The sequence below is a fragment of the Affinibrenneria salicis genome (genome assembly GCF_008710095.1).
On record NZ_VYKJ01000001.1, the window covers coordinates 906,294 to 925,529 of the forward strand.

Here is a 19,236-nt window from a genome sequence, read left to right on the forward strand (position 1 = left end):
CCGCTGCGGCAGAATAGCGTCGCGTCCACAGTTCACTGTTCACATCATCCGCGTCGCGCTGTCTTTATGAGGCGCGGCGCGTTTTCTATTCACGCGTTGCCAATGGCAGTCATCCCGGGTCGGGCAAGCTAAGCGCGGCGGCCGACGTATGGCGACGCGCCGGGCATCAAGAGAACGGGCCTGACCCTGTATAAGCGGCAAAGCCCGCGGTGTGGCGGTTTACTTACTGCACGGCGGCGATGGCGCGCGCGACCTGCTGAACGTTGCTGTGATTCAGGCCGGACAGGCACATGCGGCCGCTGGCGATCAGATAAACGCCGAATTCCTCACGCAGACGATCGACCTGCGCCGCGCTCATCCCAGTGTAGCTAAACATGCCGCGCTGCGTCAGCAGGTAGTCGAAATTGCGTTCCGGCAGCGCGTCCTTCAGCGCGGTAACCAGCGTCTGACGCATGTCCAGAATACGGGCGCGCATCTCTTCCACTTCGGAACGCCACAGCGCCAGCAGTTCTTCGTCGCCGAGCACTTTGGCCACGATCTGCGCGCCGAAGTTCGGCGGGCTGGAGTAGTTGCGGCGTACGGTCGCTTTAAGCTGACCCAGCACACGTTCCTGCTCGGCCTGGCTTTCGCAGACTACCGACAAACCGCCGACGCGTTCGCTATACAGCGAAAAGATTTTCGAAAAGGAGTTGCTGACCAGCAGCGCTAAGCCGGCCTCGGCCATGGCGCGAATCGCGTAGGCGTCTTCATCCATTCCGTCGCCGTAACCCTGATAGGCGATATCGAGGAAGGGGATAAGATCGCGCGCCAGCAGCACTTCGATCACGCGGTCCCACTGATCGCGGCTCAGATCGGAGCCGGTGGGGTTATGGCAGCACGGGTGCAGCAGTACAATGCTGTGCGCCGGCAGTTGCTGCAGCGCGGTCAGCATCGCGTCGAATTTCACACCGCGGCTTTCGGCGTCGAAGTAAGGATAAGTGTGCACTTTGAAGCCGGCGCCGCTAAAGATGGCGATGTGGTTTTCCCAGGTCGGGTCGCTGACCCAGACCCCGGAGTTCGGAAAGTAGCGTTTGAGAAAATCCGCGCCGACTTTCAGCGCGCCGGAGCCGCCGACGGTCTGAATGGTGGCGATGCGGTTAGCGGCCAGCAGCGGGTGCCGCGCCCCGAACAGCAGGCGCTGGATACCGCTGCGATATTGCTGTAGCCCTTCCATCGGCAGGTAGCTTGAGGCGCTGCTTTCCGGCTGCAGGCTGTTTTTCGCCGCGCTTACCGCCTGCAACTGGGGAATAATTCCCCGTTGGTCGTAGTACAGACCGATGCTCAGATTCACTTTGTCCGCTCTGCTGTCCTGCTTGAATTGCTCCATCAGCGACAGGATAGGATCTCCGGCATAAGCCTCAACATTTTGAAACACAGTGTAGCTCTCCCTGAGAGTTATTGGGTATCGGAAGCCATTAAACGCTATAGCGGCCAGGGCGGTGGTTCATGGCGATAATTAAATTCAGTATGGTGGCGCCCAGCACAGAGGCGACCAGCATCGGCAGGCTGACCACGAACAACGAAGCCAGCACGATCATCACATCCACCGCCATCTGGAATTTTCCTGCACGAATACCATAACGATCCTGTAAATACAGCGCCAGAACATTTACGCCGCCGAGGCTGGCTTTGTGGCGAAATAACACAATAAACCCCAGTCCCATGATGACGCTGCCGAATAGCGTGGCGTAAAACGGCTGCAAACGATCAAAATGGATAAACAGCGGGTGCAGATCGGAAAAGACCGACACCAGCGCTACGGAGCAGAATGTTTTGATGGTAAACGGCCAGCCCATTCTGCGCGCCGCCAGGTAGTAGAACGGCAGGTTCAGCAGAAAGAAGGCGAGCCCGAAGGAGATATGGGTCAGATAGTGCAGCAGGAAGGCCATCCCGGCCGTGCCGCCGGTTAACGCGCCGGACTGACGCAGCAGGACAACGCCGAAGGAGACCATCAGCGTGCCGATTAAAATCGCCAGAATGTCTTCCAGCAGCGTATGAGAAGGCCGTTCAGTGTTGATCACGTTATCCATAAGAAAGGTACCCGGTACGAAAATGGCAAAAGACCCACAGAGCCAGCAAAAATTACACCAGTGCGGCGGCTTGCCGGGCGAAGGCCTGACGGCATGGCGCCGCGTGCCGGCGTAACTCATTGAATTGTAAGTTGCCTGCCTGATGCGAAAAGCGTGCGATAATTTTATATTAATCGACGATATTGTGCGACATATTGGTTTTTAATGCGTGTATTGATTGCGTCGGGCCATCAATATGCACTTATTTAGTGCGCTCTCGCCCTAAATAAGTGCGTAGCGGGGGCGGACGGATCAGGCTTCTTCGCCGGCCGCGCCGGGAATGATCTGCCCGTTTTCTTTGAGCCGGTTTAATACCACCGCGGTCTTAATGTGGGATACGCTTTTGTGCAGCGATAAAATCTGACTGATCAGCGTGCTCAGGCTGGCTAAATCCGCCACCGCCACCTTCAGCATATAGTCGGAATCGCCGGTGGTTTTATAGGCGTCGATGATGGCATCCACCTCTGCCAGCATGCGGTGAAAGCCTTCGACATATTCGGCGGTATGGTTGATCAGCCTGACTTCAATCAGGCCCAGCATGCCCAGCCCGACGGCTTCGGGCGCCAGACGCGCGTGATAGCCCATAATCAGCTGCGCCTGTTCCAGCGCGATACGTCGTCTTGAACACTGCGAGGCGGATAAGCCAATCAGATCGCTCAATTCCTGGTTGGTCAGACGGCCGTTGGACTGCAGTAAGGTCAGAATTTTCAGATCGTAATTATCAATGTTCATAGTGGCCTGCTGTACGGAATATCCGCTCCATTTTTCGGCGCGCAGGCGATCCCCGGTTACCCGGTCCGAGCACGAGGCGGGCAACGCGCCGGACGATGTCGGACCGATGGGGGGGAGTCCGGTCGGTCGGGGAAGACGCGCCGCCCGTCTGCCTGCATCCCGAAAACCATGGAGCTCAGGAAGAATGATGCCTGTAAGACTATCAGTTTTTGCCGATATGGGGAGCGCCCGGGCAAGGTATTGTTTCTCGCGCGCGGCGGGCGAGAGGCCGCAGTGCACCGTCCTGGAGCACTGAAACTGGAATACGGGAAAAGTAATGGTTGTTTTGTGTGCTAATTATCCATTTTATGCGTCATATAATCTTTTGTGGCCACAATCTGCACGAGTTGTGAGTATGGCGCAAAAAATAATTTATTAAAAATTTCATCGCGTTAATCCGTTTTGTCGCCGGCGCATGGTCGGCTGGCCTGATAGTTGCTAAATCGCTGGCGCGATATTGACTATTAAGGAATTACGATGACGAAGCATGAAGAAAAGGGACAGTTACAGCGGGGACTAAAAAACCGCCATATCCAACTGATTGCTTTAGGGGGGGCCATTGGAACCGGGTTGTTCCTGGGGATCGCCCAGACCATTAAAATGGCCGGGCCTTCGGTGTTGCTGGGCTATGCGCTTGCGGGCGTAATCGCGTTTTTAATTATGCGCCAGCTAGGCGAGATGGTGGTGGAGGAGCCGGTGGCCGGATCGTTCAGCCATTTCGCCAATGAGTATTGGGGGAGGCTGGCCGGTTTTATGTCCGGCTGGAACTACTGGGTACTGTACGTCCTGGTCAGTATGGCGGAGTTAACCGCCGTGGGGATTTATGTTCAGTACTGGTGGCCCGGGATTCCGACCTGGCTGTCGGCCATGGTGTTTTTTGTGGTGATTAACGCCATTAACCTGACCAACGTGAAAGTGTACGGCGAGATGGAGTTCTGGTTCGCCATCATTAAAGTGGCCGCGATTCTCGGCATGATTGGGTTCGGCGGCTATCTGTTGGCGAGCGGACGCGGCGGTCCGGATGCCAGCGTGGCCAACCTGTGGCGATTCGGCGGCTTTTTCCCCAATGGTTTTAGCGGCATGGTGATGGCGATGGCCGTGATCATGTTTTCATTCGGCGGGCTGGAACTGGTCGGTATTACCGCGGCGGAAGCGGATAACCCGCAGAAAAGCATTCCCCAGGCCACCAACCAGGTTATTTACCGAATCCTGCTGTTTTATGTCGGGGCGCTGGCCGTGCTGTTGTCGCTCTATCCGTGGCAGAAAGTGGTGCAGGGCGGCAGCCCGTTTGTGCTGATTTTTCACGCGCTGGACAGCGATCTGGTCGCCACTATTCTGAATATTGTGGTGCTGTCGGCCGCGCTGTCGGTCTACAACAGCTGCGTCTACTGCAACAGCCGTATGTTGTTTGGTCTGGCCCGCCAGGGAAATGCGCCGAAGGCGCTGCTGACCGTAAACCGGCGCGGCATTCCGCTGGCGGCGCTCAGCGTGTCGGCGCTGGTCACCGCGCTGTGCGTGCTGATTAACTACCTGATGCCGGCGAAAGCGCTGGAGCTGTTGATGGCGCTGGTGGTGTCCGCGCTGGTCATCAACTGGGCGATGATCTGTATTACTCATCTGAAGTTTCGTCGCGCCAAGGCCGCCGCGCGGCAGCAGACGCGCTTTAAAAGCCTCGGCTATCCGCTGACTAACTTCGTCTGTCTGCTGTTTTTGGCCGGTATTCTGGTCATTATGGCGTTGACGCCGGGCATTCAGATTTCGGTCGTGCTGCTCCCGTTCTGGCTGCTGGCGCTGGCGCTGGGCTATATGCTGAAGAAGAAAAGCGCGCCCGTTGCGGACGCGCTTAATGCCGGGCAGCGTTAGGCCCGGCGGTCTGTTCCGCCGGCGTTGGGCGCGGGGCGGGGGTTATTCATCAACGTATTCGCGTGTCGGACGCGAGGTCAGACGGGTGATTAGCTCATAGGCGCTCACCCCGGTAGCCGCAGCGATGTCTTCTACCGGCAGCGCGTCGCCCCACAGGATGACGTCATCGCCGACGCGATCCTGCGCGTCCGGCCCCAGATCGACGGTGATCATATCCATTGAGACGCGGCCGGCCAGCGGCACGATTCGGCCGTTGATCCAGACCGGCGTGCCGTTTGGCGCGCAGCGCGGATAGCCGTCGCCATAGCCGATGGCGACGACGCCCAGCCGGGTATCGCGCGGGCTGACCCAGCTGCTGCCGTAGCCCACCGGTTCGCCGGCCTTGTGTTCGCGCACGGCGATCAGGCTGGCGGTCAGCGTCATGACGGGGCGCAGATCAAACCGGCTGGCCTTTTCGCTTTCCAGCGGCGAGACGCCGTACAGGATAATGCCGGGTCGGATTTGATCGCGGTGCGCCTGCGGCCACAGCAGAATACCGCCCGAGGCGGCGATAGACTGTAAGCCGGGCTTACCCAGAGCGAACGCATCGAAACAGGCCAGCTGATGTTCGGTGGCGTCCGCCTCGGGTTCATCCGCGCGGCAAAAATGGCTCATAATATTAACGGGTTGCACCACGGTGGGGCACTGGCACAGCCGTCGCCAGAAGGCTTCTGCGCGATCCGGACGCACGCCCAACCGGTGCATTCCGGTATCCAGTTTCATCCATACCCGCACCGGGCGCGCCAGACTGGCCTGCTCCAGCGCGACCAGTTGCTCCTCGCTATGCACGGCCGTTTCCAGTTGGTGCTCCACCAGCAGCGGCAGCTGGCTGGCGCAGAAGAAGCCTTCCAGCAGCAGAATGGGTTTGACGACTCCGCTGGCTCGCAGAGCCAGCGCCTCTTCCAGACGGGCGACGCCGTAGCCGTCGGCGTCCTGCAGTACCTGCGCGACCTCCGACATTCCGTGCCCGTAAGCGTTGGCTTTGACGATGGCGATCAGGCGGCTTTGAGGCGCCAGACGGCGTATTTGCTGCAGGTTGTGGCGCAGAGCGCGCCGGTTTACGACGGCGGTTGCCGCTTTCATTTCTACATCCTTAGCGCATTATTCTTCATCATATTGTGGTCCGGCGTAATTATCGAAACGCGACCACTGTCCGTTAAAGGTCAGCCGCACCGAACCGATCGGGCCGTTACGCTGTTTCCCCAGAATAATCTCAGCGATGCCTTTCATATCGCTGTTTTCGTGATAAACCTCATCACGATAGATAAACATAATCAGGTCGGCATCCTGTTCGATTGAACCGGATTCACGCAGGTCGGAGTTGACCGGGCGTTTGTCCGCGCGCTGTTCCAGACTACGGTTGAGCTGCGACAGCGCCACCACCGGCACTTGCAATTCTTTTGCCAGAGCTTTCAGCGAACGCGATATTTCGGCGATTTCCAGCGTGCGGTTGTCGGACAGCGCCGGTACGCGCATCAACTGCAGGTAATCGATCATGATCAGGCTCAGGCCGTCGTGCTCGCGAAATACCCGTCGGGCGCGCGAGCGCACTTCGGTCGGCGTCAGGCCGGACGAGTCATCGATGTACATGTTGCGTTTTTCCAGCAGGATCCCCATGGTGCTGGAAATGCGCGCCCAGTCCTCGTCGTCCAGCTGGCCGGTACGAATGCGAGTCTGATCCACGCGCGACAGCGACGCCAGCATACGCATCATGATCTGTTCGCCGGGCATCTCCAGACTGAAGATCAGCACCGGTTTGTCCTGCATCATCGCGGCGTTTTCACACAGGTTCATGGCGAAGGTGGTTTTCCCCATGGACGGACGGGCGGCGACGATAATTAGGTCGGACTTTTGCAGGCCGGCGGTCTTTTTATCCAGATCCTGGTAGCCGGTGGAGACGCCGGTCACCCCGTCGTGCGGTTTCTGATACAGCTGTTCGATACGCGCGACGGTATCTTCCAGAATACGGTCGATGCTTTTCGGGCCTTCATCCTTGCTGGCGCGGTTTTCGGCGATCTGAAAGACGCGCGATTCCGCCAGATCGAGCAGATCTTCGCTGCTGCGCCCCTGCGGATCGTAACCGGCGTCGGCGATTTCATTGGCCACCGAGATCATCTCGCGCACTACCGCGCGTTCGCGCACGATGTCCGCATAGGCGCTGATGTTGGCCGCGCTGGGCGTGTTTTTCGCCAGTTCGGCCAGATAGGCAAACCCGCCGGTTGTGTCCAGATCGCCCTTTTGCTCCAGCGATTCCGACAGGGTGATCAGATCGATCGGCTTGCTCATTTCCAGCAGGCGCTGCATTTCGGTGAAGATAAGCCGGTGGGCGCGGTTATAAAAATCGTTGGCCGTTACGCGTTCGGCTACGTTATCCCAGCGTTCATTATCCAGCATCAAACCACCCAGCACCGATTGTTCTGCTTCCAACGAATGAGGCGGGAGCTTGAGTCCTTCCATCTGGCGGTCACGGGGCTCTTTCGGTTTTGCGGGAGTCTTTTTTTCTGCCATGTAACGTCGTCTTTACCGGTTGATTTGCCGTAAATGAAAGGCGCATTGTATATCCGATGGCGTTGAATAACACGCGTCATAAAGATGACGGCCGCGCGCAGTACGACCTGCTGCGCCACAGCCGGGTTGTTCATGATAAGGAGCGGAGATGGCAAAACGTATTCAGTTTAGGGCGCCGGGCGATCCCTCGGTGCTGGAGTATGTCGACTTTACCCCGCGCGATCCGGCGGCGGGAGAGGTGCAGGTGCAGAACCAGGCCATCGGCATCAATTATATCGATACCTACGTGCGCAGCGGGCTCTATGCGCCGCCGTCGCTGCCGTCCGGTCTGGGGACCGAGGCCGCCGGCGTGGTGGTGAAGGTGGGGGCCGGGGTCAGCGCGCTGAAGACGGGCGATCGTGTGGTTTACGCCCAGTCTGCGCTGGGCGCCTATAGCGAGGTGCATAACGTGCCGGCGGACAAGGCGGCCATTTTGCCCGATGAGATTAGCGTTGAGCAGGCGGCAGCCTCTTTTCTTAAGGGCATGACGGTTTACTATTTGCTGCGTCAGACCCACGAAATTCAGTCCGGCGAGACCTTTCTGTTTCATGCCGCCGCCGGCGGCGTCGGGTTGATCGCCTGCCAGTGGGCGCGGGCGCTGGGCGCAAAACTAATCGGCACGGTCGGTTCGCAGGAAAAGGCCGAACGGGCGCGCCAGGCCGGCGCCTGGGCCACGATTAATTATCGCACGGAGGATATCGCGCAGCGCGTCGGCGAACTGACCGGCGGCGCTAAAGTGGCGGTGGTTTACGACTCCGTCGGCAAGGACACCTGGCTGGCGTCGCTGGACAGCCTGCGGCGGCGCGGGCTGCTGGTCAGCTTCGGCAATGCGTCCGGGCCGGTGACCGGCGTTAATCTGGCGATCCTCAATCAGAAAGGATCGCTGTATGTGACGCGTCCGTCGCTGTCCGGTTATGTGACCAATCGGGCTGAACTGGAGCAGGCCAGCGGCGCGTTGTTTTCCCTGATCGCCAGCGGCGCGATTAAGGTGGAGATCCCCGCCGGCCAGCGCTTCGCGCTGGCGGATGCGCGGGCGGCGCATCAGGCGCTGGAAGGACGCCAGACGCAGGGCTCCTGTTTGCTGATTCCGGACTAAGGGCGGCCTGGCTCTGTTCGTCGCCGCAGTAAAAAAGCCTCCCGCATGCGGGAGGCTTAGGGGGACGGCGATGATTTCATCGGACTGTGGGTAGGGTACAGTCGTGGTACTCACCGTAAACCTGCCACTGCGTGGCTATTTTGTGTTTACAGCAGTGATGAAAACATGAGGCGCCGGCAGTGACCGGCGCTGACTGAGTGCTATCCTGCCAGATCGGCGGGCCGGAAAATATCTGCTGGCGCACAGTTTTGGCAACAGGCCGCGGATGTTTGCCCTGCGCCGGCGTTTAGCGATGGCGCAGCGGCTTATTTTTCATGTTGCGCCACAGCCACACTGCCGCCACGGCCAGCAGCAGCCAGGGAAGCAGGTTGATGAGCATAACGAACATGCCGCCGATCAACATCGCCAGCGACGCCACGAACAGCGCGGCAATCACGCCCGCCAGCGAGATGCCGGTCGCCATCAACATCGCGAAGAATCCAACCACAAAACAGACTTCCAGCATGATGCGCTCCTGTCATTATCGTGCACAGTCAGACCCGTCCGGCCAGGCCGAAACGGAATAACGTTGGCAACGTTATTACAAGAAGCGTGCCACCCTGTCGGGGAATATAACTATTTGATTTAGCAGGAGGAGGCCGACAGGGCGACGGAGGGATATGGCGAACCAGACTAACTGTTGGGCAAATACACCATCAGGCTGGCCGCCGATTGACCAGCGCCAGCGCCTGTTCGAGCACGCGGACATCCGCGCCGGGTTTGTGCGCGTTTTCGCTCAGGTGGCGTCGCCACTGACGTGCGCCGGGCACGCCCTGGAACAGGCCGAGCATGTGGCGGGTGATATGGCCCAATAACGCGCCGCGCGCCAGTTCCCGCTCAATATAAGGATACATGGATTGCACGACGTCCGCCTTCTCCGGCACCACGGCCTCGGCATTGAACAGCTCGCGGTCGACCTGCGCCAGCACGCCGGGATTCTGGTAGGCTTCCCGCCCCATCATCACGCCGTCCAGCTGTCGCAGGTGCGTCCGGGCTTCCTCAAGCGTTTTCACGCCGCCGTTAATCGCGATGCGCAGCGCCGGGAAATCGCGCCTGAGCTGGTAAACGCGCGGATAGTCCAGCGGCGGAACCTCGCGGTTCTCTTTCGGACTGAGCCCCGACAGCCAGGCCTTGCGAGCGTGCACGATGAAGGTATCGCACTCGCCGCGGCCGGCGACGGTATCGATAAACGCGCACAGGAAGGCGTAACTATCCTGTTCGTCGATGCCGATGCGGGTTTTTACCGTCACCGGGATGGAAACCGCGTCGCGCATCGCTTTAACGCAGTCCGCCACCAGCGAGGCTTCCGCCATCAGGCAGGCGCCGAACCGGCCGTTCTGCACCCGATCGGACGGGCAGCCGACGTTAAGGTTAATCTCGTCATAGCCGCGCTGCTCCGCCAGACGCGCGCAGTGCGCCAGAGCGGCCGGATCGCTGCCGCCCAACTGCAGCGCCAGCGGGTGTTCTTCCGCGCTGTAGGCCAGATAATCGCCTTTGCCGTGAATAATGGCGCCGGTGGTGACCATTTCGGTGTACAGCAGCGTCTGGCGCGTCAGCAGGCGGTGGAAATAACGGCAGTGACGATCCGTCCAGTCCAGCATCGGCGCCACGGAGAAGCGGCCGCGCCAGCGGCCGGAGGTGTCTTGCGCGCTGTCGTTGCCGGGCGGGGTATTCTGTTCTGTCTGTTTCTGGCTCATAACTTACCGTTTTTACTGTTTGTCGGACGCAGTCGTTTACGCCGCCTTCCTGCAGCCCGTATTGATTCCGGGGCTAAAATTAGCCCGCCAGTATAGCGTGAACCGCGCTTTTTGGGCAGCCCGACGCGTCGTCTCGGGCAATATCGACGATTATAATAATAATCATTCACCCTGACGGATAATAAAGAGACTTCAGTCATGAGTGTTAAGAAATAATAAAGATTAGACGTGATAATATTTTATCTTAATCTGCGTTATCTTCCCGTCATTTAATGGTTTTACGTCATTGTCGCTATTTAATTCTGCTGAATGACTGTACTAATGGTTAATAAAACTATTGTGTTTGATTTCATTGTTGTGTATGTAACATATTGATATTTAATATGGTGATCGTTTTCTTTCCGGTTAGGTGGCGATGCGGCGGACTGTGCGGCCGCGGCGCGCGGCGCTCTCCGTTGCGGTGAGTCAACCGGCGGAAGAATATGAAAACTGACACCGATCAATCTTTGTTAATAATCATTAATATTTTTTTGCCTTTAAATAAAAATATCGATATATATCTGAAAATATAGCGTAATGGAGAGGCGTTTTTATTATTTATCCTCTGGATAATTCGGGTTGCTGGACAAAACGTTATCGTTTCGAACAACGCGCAGCGTAGCCAGCGCCCTGCAACCTGAGGTATGACGGGCATGGAGCATATATCCCATTGATTTCAGAGGCGTGGCGACGCGGGCGATCCTCCGGCGCCGAACCTGAAAAATGAACAGCGCAGCGCCATGGCGTCTCTGGCTTTCCGGTAACTATTTTACTTCTGGTTGTAAAAATGACGATTTCCCGACGTACATTTCTGCGCGCGCTGGCTTCCTGCTGCGCGCTGTCTTTTATCTCCGGCCCGGTACGGGCCGCATCGTCATTACTCTTTCCCTTTGGCCAGCTTCCGCCGCCTGAACGTGTCCGCCGCATTCTGAGCGCCGGCGCGCCGGCCGATCTGTTATTGCTGGCCGTCGCGCCGGAGAAGTTGCCCGGTCTCTCTTCGTTTGATCTGTCCGGCGATAACTGCGCCTGGTTTTCCTCATCGCTCTGTCATTTAACCAAACTGGGCCGCTTATCCGGGCGGGCCAGTACGCTGTCGCTGGAAAAGGTGCTGGCGCTTAATCCGGACATGATTATCGATTGCGGCAGCGCCGATGGCACCTGGCGCTCGCAGGCGAGCAGAATCGCCGAACAAACCGGCATCCCCCTGGTGCTGATTGACGGCACGCTGGCGGATTCCGCCCAACAGCTGCGTCAGGTCGGCGCGCTGCTGGGCGAGGAGCGGCGGGCGGAATCGCAGGCGCTGTTGGCCGAACGTTTTTTAGCCGACGCGGCGCTGTTCGCGGGCAGCCCGGCGGCGAATGTTCGCTTCTACGCGGCGCGCGGCGCGCGCGGTCTGGAGACCGGGCTGCGCCACTCGCTGCATACCGAGGCGGCGGAACTGCTCGGGCTGGAAAATGTGGCGCAGCAGGCCGATCGCAGCGGCCTGACTCAGGTATCGATGGAGCAACTGCTGCTTTGGCAACCGGATATCATTCTGACGCAGGATCCCGTCACCTGGCGCTACATTTGCGAGGATCCCGTCTGGCAGGGTGTCGACGCGGTGGCTAAGCGTCAGGTGCTGTTGTTCTCCGGTCTTCCCTTTGGCTGGCTGGACGCGCCGCCGGGCATTAACCGGCTGCTGGGGATGCGGCGGCTGCAGGCGCATTTCGACGCGCGGCTGCGGGCCGGCTTTAAAGACGACATGCGCGAGTTCTTCACGCTGTTCTACCACAGCGAACTCAGCGATGCGCAATACCAGCGTCTGATGGGGGACGCATGAATTCCCGGCGCGTTACGCTGCTGCTTTGTCTGGCGGCGCTGGCCTGCGTGGCGTTGGCTCTGATGAGCGGCGCTTTCTCGCTGACGCCCGCTCAGGTGTTTTATTTGCTGAGTGCGCCGGAAGGGCGGGATGTCGATCCCCGCGCCGCCATCGTGTTCTGGCAGATCCGTCTGCCGCGTATCCTGGCGGCGCTGCTGATCGGCGCCGGGCTTTCCGGCGCCGGGGCCGCCTATCAGGGTATGTTCCGCAATCCGCTGGTATCGCCGGACATTCTGGGGGTGTCGGCCGGCGCCGGGATGGGCGCCAGCATCGCCATTTGGTTTGGCCTGCCGATGCTGCTGATCCAGGCGCTGGCTTTCGCCGGCGGTTTGTCGGTGGTGGCGGGCGTGTGCGCGATCGCCCGGCTGGCGAAACGTCACGATCCGGTGCTGTCGCTGGTGTTGATCGGCATCGCGCTGGGCACGCTATGCGGCGCCGTAATTTCGCTGATTAAGATTCTGTCCGATCCCTACACCCAGTTGCCGTCGATCACCTTCTGGCTGCTGGGCAGCCTGTCCTCCACTACGCTGGCGGATCTGCGCATCGCCGCGCCGCTGCTGCTGGGCGGGATGCTGCCGCTGCTGCTGCTGCGCTGGCGGATGAATTTGCTGAGCCTGTCGGACGATGAAGCGCGCTCGATGGGGCTGAATGTCGCGCGCCTGCGGCTGGTGATCATCGTCAGCGCCACGCTGATGACCGCCAGCGCGGTCGCCATCGCCGGCATTATCGGCTGGATTGGATTAGTGGTGCCGCACATCTGCCGCCTGCTGACCGGCAACAATTATCAGCGGCTGCTACCGGCGTCGATGGGCTGCGGCGCGCTGCTGCTGTTGCTGACGGATACCCTGGCGCGCTCGGCGAGCGACATCGAGCTGCCGCTCGGCATCCTGACCGCGCTGATCGGCGCGCCGTTTTTTCTGCTGTTGCTGCTGCGCGGAGGGCGGGTATGACGCTGGTGCGTTTTAACCATGCGACCCTCGGCTATCCGCGCCGGACGGTGATCGACGGCGTGACGTTCGATCTGCGACGCGAAGAAATTTGCTGCCTGCTGGGGGCCAACGGCTGCGGTAAAACCACGTTGATTCGCACGCTGCTTGGCCTGCTGCCGCCGCTCGGCGGCGAGATTCTGCTGGCCGGCAAACCGGTCGGCGACTGGTCGCCGGCGGATCGGGCGGCCGTCATGGCCTGGGTGCCGCAGGCGCATGATGGTCCCTTCGCCTTTCAGGCGCTGGATATGGTGCTGATGGGCTGCAGCGTGCATATGAGTGTGTTTTCCTCGCCCGGCCGGCGCGAACGCGAACTGGCTCGCCATACGCTGGATACGCTCGGCATTGGTCATCTGGAGCATCGCGTCTGGGCCACCCTGAGCGGCGGGGAGCGCCAACTGGTGCTGATCGCGCGCGCGCTGGTGCAGCGGCCGCGTCTGCTGCTGCTGGATGAGCCGGCGGCGAGTCTCGATTTTGGCCACCAAATCACCCTGCTGAATACCATCCGCCAGCTAAGGGCGCGCGGCATGACCCTGCTGATGGCGACGCACCATCCGATGCATGCCCGGGCCGTCGCCGATCGGGTGGTGTTAATCGCGCCGCCGGGCACGGTGAGCCAGGGGCCGCCCGAAACCATGCTGAGTTGCGAAGCGTTAGCCGCGCTCTATCACGTACAGCCGGAAGAGATACGGCGCCATCTGGGAACAGAACAATGGACATAAGGGGAGCCCGCCATGCTGATTGATGAAATTAATTTTGCCGACCTCTACCAGCAGCAGCTGAAGCTGGCCGAGCGCACGGAAAAAACGCCCGAACACTGGGATCAGCGTGCGGAAAAAATGGCCGCAAGCTGCGCAAGCCCGCAGGACACCTACCTGCCGCAACTGTTGACGAAGATGGATCTCAGCGGCGCCGATACGCTGCTGGATATGGGCTGCGGTCCGGGATCCGTTTGCCTGGCGCTGGCCGACCGGCTGCAGCGGGTGTACGGCGTGGATTACAGCAGCGGCATGTTACAGCTGGCCGCGCGGCGGGCGCAGGAGCAGGGCATTGATAATGCGACCCTGATCCGCCGCGCCTGGGAGGATGAGTGGGACGATCTGCCGCAATGCGATATCGCCGTGGCGTCGCGCTCCACGCTGGTGGCGGATTTGCGTCAGGCGATGTTGAAGCTCAATCAGAAAGCGCGGCTGCGGGTTTACACCACCCACACCGTCAGCCCGTCGTTCATGGATGTTCATATTCAGCGCGCGATCGGCCGCCCGGTGGTGGAATTGCCCAATTACATCTACGCCGTCAATGTGCTGTACCAGATGGGGATCCGCGCCAAAGTGGATTTTATCCGCGGCCCCAACTGTCAGGGCGACAACGCCACTTTCGAACGGCTGGTGGAGAATGTGCGCTGGTCGATGGGCGAACTGAGCGACGATGAACGGCAGCGGCTGTTTGACTATTACCGGCAGCGTCGCAACAGCGACAGGTCGCTGGTCTCGCCGACTCGCGACTGGGCGCTGGTGTACTGGGATCGGGTTGCGCTGGCGGAGGACGGCGCATGATTTTTTATTCGCAGGCGCAGATCGATCAATGGCTGCTCGACGATATTCAGGGCGGCGATCTCACCACGCGCGCGCTGGGCATCGGCGACCGTCAGGGACGTATGGTCTTTCAGCACCGCCAGGGCGGCTGCATCAGCGGTCTTGAGGTCGCCCGGCAAATGCTGCAGCGGCTCGGCCTGGTGGTCGAACTGGCGCTGGAAGACGGTTGGGTGGTGCGGCCCGGCGATACCTTGCTGATCGTCAGCGGCCGCGTCGATGCGCTGCACCAGGGGTGGAAAGCGGTGCAGAACGTACTGGAGTGGAGCTGCGGCGTCACTCGCTACCTGTTCGATATGCTGCGCATTCTGCGCCAGCACGTGCCGGACGGGCAAATCGCCTGCACGCGTAAAACCATCCCCGGCACCAAACTGCTGGCGACCCAGGCGGTGCTTGCCGGCGGCGGCATTATCCACCGGGCCGGCTGTGCGGAGACGATTTTGTTATTCGCCAACCATCGCCATTTCTGGGCCAATCCCGACGACTGGCGCGGGATGGTGGCGGCGCTGCGCCGCGAGGCGCCGGAAAAAACCATCATTGTCGAGGCCGATAACATCCGGCAAGCGGAAGCGGCGCTGGCCGCCGGGCCGGATATGGTGCAGCTGGATAAATGTCCGATCGACGACGTGCCGGCTTTTCTGGCGCGCGCGGCTCGGCTGGCTCCCCGCTGCCGTTTCTCGCTCGCCGGCGGCATTACGCTGGACACGATTGACGCCTGGGCGCGTACCGGCGTGCCGCTGCTGGTGACGTCGGCGCCTTATTACGCGCCGCCCGCGGATATCAGCGTACGCCTCGATCCCCAATAGATTAGCGGCGGCCATTCAATGACCGCCGCGGCACAGCGGTGTCGATGACAAAAAATAGACAATAAGACAGGGGTAGCAGGATGAAATTAAAGAAGAGTTTTTTATATATCGCCGTTGCGTTGACGGGCACAGGGAATAGCCACGCGGCTCAGCAGGAAGACAGCATGACCATCTGGTCCAGCCCGGTGGTAGCCACCAGCGATATTCTTGATCAGGACGCGATGGCGCAGTTGGACAAACGCAACGTGGCGGAAGCGCTGAGCGTGATCCCGGGCGTTTCGCTGCAGAAATCGGGAAATCGCAATGAGCTGCAGGTGCGGGTGCGCGGCTTTGATAATCGCCAGGTGCCGGTGTTCTATGATGGGGTGCCGATTTATGTGCCGTACGACGGCAACCTGGATTTGGGGCGCTTTCTGACCTCGGGTCTGGCGTCGATCGAGGTGTCTAAAGGCTACACCTCTCTGCTGCAGGGGCCGAATCAGATGGGCGGCGCCATCAATATCACTACGCAGAAACCGCAAAAGCCGCTGCAGGGTTCGGTGAGCTATCGTCAGGGCTGGAGCCGCGGCGATGATAATGCTTACGACACCAGCGCCTCGTTCGGCGCGAAAAACGATCTGGGCTATATCCAACTGAGCGGCAGCCGCCTGAAGCGCGACTTCGTCGGGCTGCCGCACGGCGTGGAAAGCGGCGTCGTCGGCGAGGGCGGCAAGCGGGAGAATTCGGCGTCCGATGATAAACACGGCCTGATTAAGCTGGGCTTCACGCCGCGCGAAAACGATGAGTACACCTTCACCTGGATCAAGCAGGATGGCGAAAAGAACAGCCCGCCGTATGCCGGCACCAGCGGTCAGGCGGCCCGCTACTGGCAGTGGCCGGAATATGACAAAGAGAGTTATTACTATCAGGGCACCACTCGCCTGGGCGATCGTTTTACCCTGAAAAGCCGCGCCTGGCACGATACTTTCAAAAATACCCTGCTGATGTATAACACGCGCGCGGCGTTGCAAAACAAAAACGGCAGCTACAGCCGCTACGATGATTTCAGCAACGGCGCCGGGCTGCAGCTGTCGGCGGATATGCGTGAGAGCGATCTGCTTTCCTTCGCCGCCCACTGGAAAGAGGATGTGCATCGGGAGAAAGGCTCGACAACCGCGCCTTATGATCGTTACAAAGACGGTACCTGGTCACTGGCCAGCGAATATCAGTGGGCGGCGGCCGATAATCTTGATGTGGTGGCCGGCATCAGCTATGACTGGCGCAAGAGCCTGCAGAGCATGAAGCATGGCAGTAACGGCGACATCATCCACTATGACGATAACGACCAGCGCGCATTTAACTGGCAGACGATGGCGAAATACCATTTCGATAACCGGGATACGATCGCGCTGTCGCTGTCCGACCGCAGCCGTTTCCCGACGCTGAAAGAGCGTTACACCACCAGTAAAGCGGCCACCGGCCAGACGGTGCTGGTTAATCCTCATCTGAATGCTGAACGGGCGCGCAGCGTCGACCTGACCTATAACGGTTATATCAGCGATAGCTGGGGCTACGAGGCCAGCGTCTATTACAACTGGGTCAACGACGCGATTCTGACGCAAAATATCGACGCCAACACGTTGCAGAACCGTAACAGTGGCCGGGTAGACTACGCCGGTCTGGATGTGGGCATCAACGGCAGCCTGTCCGAGCTGGTCAAGATCGGGCTTAATTACAGCGCGATCCACAGCGATGCGAAACGTAAAGAGATCGGCAAAATTACCGGTCTGCCGACGCAAACGCTGGTCGGCTGGGTGACGGTTACGCCGTGGCGCACGCTGAGCATTACCGCGTCTGAAGAGGCGCGCTCATCCAGCTACAGCAGTACCGACGCCAGCCAGAAAGCCGCCGGGTTCGCGGTAACCAATTTGCGCGCCGATTATGAAATCGGTCACGGTCTGAGCGTTAATGCCTCGGTGAATAACCTGTTCGATAAGACCTATGCCTATACGGAAGGCTTTATTGAAGAAGGGCGTAACTACTGGGCCGGCGTTGAATATAAATTCTAAACGCGCAGCGCGGAAGAATCGCGCCGGCCGCGCGTCGAAACGGATGGCGCGCGGCCGGCGCAACTTGCAGGAGACGGTAATGACAGAGAAAGTGACGCCGGTCAGGTTAGCCAGCCTGAAGGCTATTTTATGCAACACGTTAAGCTATGCGGATCAATCGCTGCCGCCGGTTAAACAGAAGCGCAGCGCGCCCGCGGCGCGGATCCATCTCGACGGGCTGGAGTGCGATAACGGCGATCGCGAGCAGTACGACGATCCCGATAATGCGCTGATGCACTACGCCTGGGAACATTATGCTTTCTGGCGTGAGCGTTTCCCCGCCAAAGCGGATCTGCTGGCGCAGCCGGGGATTTTCGGCGAAAACTTCTCCACCGAGGGGATGAGCGAGGCGGATATCTGCATTGGCGATGTGTTAAAGGTCGGCTCGGCGCGGGTTCAGGTCTCCTGGGGGCGCGAAGCATGCCACACCATGGAGGAGCGTTTCGACGATCCTGAAATGCCGCAGGCCATGCATCACCTGGCCAAAAACGGCTGGTTTTACCGCGTATTGGAAGAGGGCGACGTCCGGGTCGGCGATGTCTTTATGCTGGCCGATCGTCCGCATCCTCACTGGACGCTCAGCCGGGTGCAGCAGGTGTTGTTCGGCAACGAACAGGACGTCGCGGTGCTGGAAACGCTGCAGTCGCTGCCTTATCTGGCCGCGGCCTGGCGCACGCAGTTTGCCGCGCGGCTGGCGGCGCTGCGCGGGTAGCGTTAATCCTGGGGCGCGGCGGTTTTTTAGCGCCCGGCCTAAGCGCACAGTACTTGGCGCAGGCGGGCCGGAACGGCGTCGGCATACTGGCGCAATTGCTCGATCGCAATATCGACCAGCGCCGAGGCCGGCCGATGCCGCGGGCGAATCAGGCTGACGGTGAACGGCACCTCGATGCTGAACGGGCGTACCGCGATCGCCCGGGCCGCCATGCCGGCGTAGTCCAGCGCGGTGAACGGATTGACGATCGAAATGCCCGCCCCGGCGCTGACCATGGCGCATACCGAAGCGGCGCTGTGGGTCTCTATCACCATCCGGCGTTCGACGCCCGCCTGCAGGAACAATGTATCCAGCAGTTGACGGTAGCTGTCGGCGCTGGACAGGCTGATGTAGTTTTCGCCGGCGAAATCGGCCGGGGTGAGCCGTGCTTTAGCCGCCAGCGGGTGCCGGGTCGGCAGCACGCAGACTTCGTTCAGCGTCATCAACGTCCAACGTTCGGTGCCGGCCGGCGTGCTGTCGCTTTCGGTCAGGCCAAGATCGTGGCGCTGGGCGGACAGCCACTCGTCCAGCAGCGGCGATTCCTGCGGCACGATATGCAGACTGAGCGACGGATAGCGGGTCAGCAGCGGTTTACACACGTCAGGCAGCAGCGACTGGGAAAAAACCGGCAGACAGGCGATGGAGAGCTGGGCCTGCTGAAAACGGCGAATATCGTCCGCGGCGCTGATAATTCGATCCAGTCCGTAATAGGATCGCTGCACCTCTTCAAACAGCTGTAGCCCCTGGGCGGTGGGATAAAGCCGACCGCGCAGTCGTTCAAACAGCGTCATCTGAACCAGTTTTTCAAACCGGGCCAGTTCGCGACTGACCGTCGGCTGGGACGTGCTCAGCAGCGCCGCCGCCTCCGTCAGATTGCCGGTGGTCATGACGGCATGGAAAATCTCGATGTGTCGCAGTGATACCCCGGCCATAGCGCCTCCCCGCTTCAATTCATCC

Annotated in this window: 17 protein-coding genes; 9 read left to right on the forward strand and 8 right to left on the reverse strand. The window is 60.0% G+C overall.

The features are described 5' to 3' along the window. Positions 1-223: 223 nt before the first annotated feature. The 3 genes from FJU30_RS04050 to FJU30_RS04060 all read right to left on the reverse strand — a co-directional run bounded on the left by FJU30_RS04050 (position 224) and on the right by FJU30_RS04060 (position 2,840). A complete protein-coding gene (locus FJU30_RS04050; protein WP_150433535.1) occupies positions 224-1,414 on the reverse strand; it encodes an amino acid aminotransferase in 1,191 nt (396 codons plus the stop codon). A gap of 40 nt (positions 1,415-1,454) precedes the next feature. Further along, positions 1,455-2,069 carry a YitT family protein gene (locus tag FJU30_RS04055; RefSeq protein WP_150433534.1) on the reverse strand — a complete coding sequence of 205 codons (615 nt, stop codon included), beginning with the start codon at positions 2,067-2,069 and terminating at the stop codon, positions 1,455-1,457. Between the two features lie 291 nt (positions 2,070-2,360). Beyond that, a complete protein-coding gene (locus FJU30_RS04060) occupies positions 2,361-2,840 on the reverse strand; it encodes an Lrp/AsnC family transcriptional regulator (protein ID WP_150433533.1) in 480 nt (159 codons plus the stop codon). A gap of 516 nt (positions 2,841-3,356) precedes the next feature. Between FJU30_RS04060 and FJU30_RS04065 the strand changes: the two genes are divergently transcribed. Further along, the gene (locus tag FJU30_RS04065) at positions 3,357-4,742 is read left to right on the forward strand and encodes an amino acid permease (protein WP_150433532.1); all 1,386 of its coding nucleotides are present in this window, start codon (positions 3,357-3,359) and stop codon (positions 4,740-4,742) included. A gap of 42 nt (positions 4,743-4,784) precedes the next feature. Here FJU30_RS04065 and alr read toward each other — a convergent pair whose 3' ends face one another. Beyond that, complete coding sequence (gene alr / locus FJU30_RS04070) at positions 4,785-5,864, reverse strand: alanine racemase (RefSeq protein ID WP_150433531.1); 1,080 nt, start codon at positions 5,862-5,864, stop codon at positions 4,785-4,787. A gap of 18 nt (positions 5,865-5,882) precedes the next feature. Further along, a complete protein-coding gene (gene dnaB, locus FJU30_RS04075) occupies positions 5,883-7,289 on the reverse strand; it encodes a replicative DNA helicase (protein ID WP_150433530.1) in 1,407 nt (468 codons plus the stop codon). A gap of 148 nt (positions 7,290-7,437) precedes the next feature. On the opposite strand from dnaB, the gene FJU30_RS04080 reads away from it, so the two are divergent. Further along, positions 7,438-8,424: a quinone oxidoreductase gene (locus FJU30_RS04080; protein ID WP_150433529.1), complete on the forward strand. Its 987-nt coding sequence runs from the start codon at positions 7,438-7,440 to the stop codon at positions 8,422-8,424. A 286-nt stretch (positions 8,425-8,710) separates the two neighbouring features. On the opposite strand, the gene pspG is transcribed toward FJU30_RS04080, so the two are convergent. Together pspG and dusA are read right to left on the reverse strand one after the other, a co-directional pair. Continuing rightward, positions 8,711-8,929 carry an envelope stress response protein PspG gene (gene pspG, locus FJU30_RS04085; protein ID WP_150433528.1) on the reverse strand — a complete coding sequence of 73 codons (219 nt, stop codon included), beginning with the start codon at positions 8,927-8,929 and terminating at the stop codon, positions 8,711-8,713. Positions 8,930-9,119: 190 nt separating this feature from the next. Continuing rightward, a complete protein-coding gene (gene dusA, locus FJU30_RS04090; protein WP_150433527.1) occupies positions 9,120-10,160 on the reverse strand; it encodes a tRNA dihydrouridine(20/20a) synthase DusA in 1,041 nt (346 codons plus the stop codon). Positions 10,161-10,986: 826 nt separating this feature from the next. Here dusA and FJU30_RS04095 point away from each other — a divergent pair. The 7 genes from FJU30_RS04095 (at position 10,987) to FJU30_RS04125 (ending at position 18,240) form a co-directional block, all read left to right on the forward strand. After that, positions 10,987-12,018: an ABC transporter substrate-binding protein gene (locus FJU30_RS04095; protein ID WP_150433526.1), complete on the forward strand. Its 1,032-nt coding sequence runs from the start codon at positions 10,987-10,989 to the stop codon at positions 12,016-12,018. After that, positions 12,015-13,007, forward strand: coding sequence for a FecCD family ABC transporter permease (locus tag FJU30_RS04100; RefSeq protein ID WP_150433525.1), 993 nt, complete (start codon positions 12,015-12,017; stop codon positions 13,005-13,007). Before FJU30_RS04095 ends, FJU30_RS04100 begins: the two co-directional genes overlap by 4 nt. Beyond that, entirely contained in the window at positions 13,004-13,765 is a 762-nt protein-coding gene (locus tag FJU30_RS04105; RefSeq protein WP_150433524.1) for an ABC transporter ATP-binding protein, read from the forward strand. The genes FJU30_RS04100 and FJU30_RS04105 overlap by 4 nt, the downstream gene beginning before the upstream one ends. Positions 13,766-13,777: 12 nt before the next feature. Further along, on the forward strand, positions 13,778-14,599 hold the full coding sequence (locus FJU30_RS04110; protein ID WP_150433523.1) for a class I SAM-dependent methyltransferase: 822 nt from the start codon (positions 13,778-13,780) through the stop codon (positions 14,597-14,599). Further along, positions 14,596-15,441 (forward strand): ModD protein, encoded by an 846-nt coding sequence (gene modD / locus FJU30_RS04115; RefSeq protein WP_150433522.1) that lies wholly within the window; start codon positions 14,596-14,598, stop codon positions 15,439-15,441. Before FJU30_RS04110 ends, modD begins: the two co-directional genes overlap by 4 nt. An 80-nt stretch (positions 15,442-15,521) precedes the next feature. After that, entirely contained in the window at positions 15,522-17,489 is a 1,968-nt protein-coding gene (locus FJU30_RS04120) for a TonB-dependent receptor plug domain-containing protein (RefSeq protein ID WP_150433521.1), read from the forward strand. A 79-nt stretch (positions 17,490-17,568) separates the two neighbouring features. Continuing rightward, positions 17,569-18,240 (forward strand): MOSC domain-containing protein, encoded by a 672-nt coding sequence (locus FJU30_RS04125; RefSeq protein ID WP_191091511.1) that lies wholly within the window; start codon positions 17,569-17,571, stop codon positions 18,238-18,240. A gap of 38 nt (positions 18,241-18,278) precedes the next feature. Here FJU30_RS04125 and FJU30_RS04130 read toward each other — a convergent pair whose 3' ends face one another. Further along, a complete protein-coding gene (locus FJU30_RS04130; protein WP_150433519.1) occupies positions 18,279-19,211 on the reverse strand; it encodes a LysR family transcriptional regulator in 933 nt (310 codons plus the stop codon). Between the last annotated feature and the right edge of the window lie 25 nt (positions 19,212-19,236).

What these genes read in the sequence shown, in the direction of transcription:
- FJU30_RS04055 (WP_150433534.1), bottom strand. Translation starts at nt 2,069, where the DNA reads ATGGATAACGTGATCAACACTGAACGGCCTTCTCATACGCTGCTGGAA.
- FJU30_RS04060 (WP_150433533.1), bottom strand. Translation starts at nt 2,840, where the DNA reads ATGAACATTGATAATTACGATCTGAAAATTCTGACCTTACTGCAGTCC.
- FJU30_RS04065 (WP_150433532.1), top strand. Translation starts at nt 3,357, where the DNA reads ATGACGAAGCATGAAGAAAAGGGACAGTTACAGCGGGGACTAAAAAAC.
- alr (WP_150433531.1), bottom strand. Translation starts at nt 5,864, where the DNA reads ATGAAAGCGGCAACCGCCGTCGTAAACCGGCGCGCTCTGCGCCACAAC.
- dnaB (WP_150433530.1), bottom strand. Translation starts at nt 7,289, where the DNA reads ATGGCAGAAAAAAAGACTCCCGCAAAACCGAAAGAGCCCCGTGACCGC.
- FJU30_RS04080 (WP_150433529.1), top strand. Translation starts at nt 7,438, where the DNA reads ATGGCAAAACGTATTCAGTTTAGGGCGCCGGGCGATCCCTCGGTGCTG.
- pspG (WP_150433528.1), bottom strand. Translation starts at nt 8,929, where the DNA reads ATGCTGGAAGTCTGTTTTGTGGTTGGATTCTTCGCGATGTTGATGGCG.
- dusA (WP_150433527.1), bottom strand. Translation starts at nt 10,160, where the DNA reads ATGAGCCAGAAACAGACAGAACAGAATACCCCGCCCGGCAACGACAGC.
- FJU30_RS04095 (WP_150433526.1), top strand. Translation starts at nt 10,987, where the DNA reads ATGACGATTTCCCGACGTACATTTCTGCGCGCGCTGGCTTCCTGCTGC.
- FJU30_RS04100 (WP_150433525.1), top strand. Translation starts at nt 12,015, where the DNA reads ATGAATTCCCGGCGCGTTACGCTGCTGCTTTGTCTGGCGGCGCTGGCC.
- FJU30_RS04105 (WP_150433524.1), top strand. Translation starts at nt 13,004, where the DNA reads ATGACGCTGGTGCGTTTTAACCATGCGACCCTCGGCTATCCGCGCCGG.
- FJU30_RS04110 (WP_150433523.1), top strand. Translation starts at nt 13,778, where the DNA reads ATGCTGATTGATGAAATTAATTTTGCCGACCTCTACCAGCAGCAGCTG.
- modD (WP_150433522.1), top strand. Translation starts at nt 14,596, where the DNA reads ATGATTTTTTATTCGCAGGCGCAGATCGATCAATGGCTGCTCGACGAT.
- FJU30_RS04120 (WP_150433521.1), top strand. Translation starts at nt 15,522, where the DNA reads ATGAAATTAAAGAAGAGTTTTTTATATATCGCCGTTGCGTTGACGGGC.
- FJU30_RS04125 (WP_191091511.1), top strand. Translation starts at nt 17,569, where the DNA reads ATGACAGAGAAAGTGACGCCGGTCAGGTTAGCCAGCCTGAAGGCTATT.
- FJU30_RS04130 (WP_150433519.1), bottom strand. Translation starts at nt 19,211, where the DNA reads ATGGCCGGGGTATCACTGCGACACATCGAGATTTTCCATGCCGTCATG.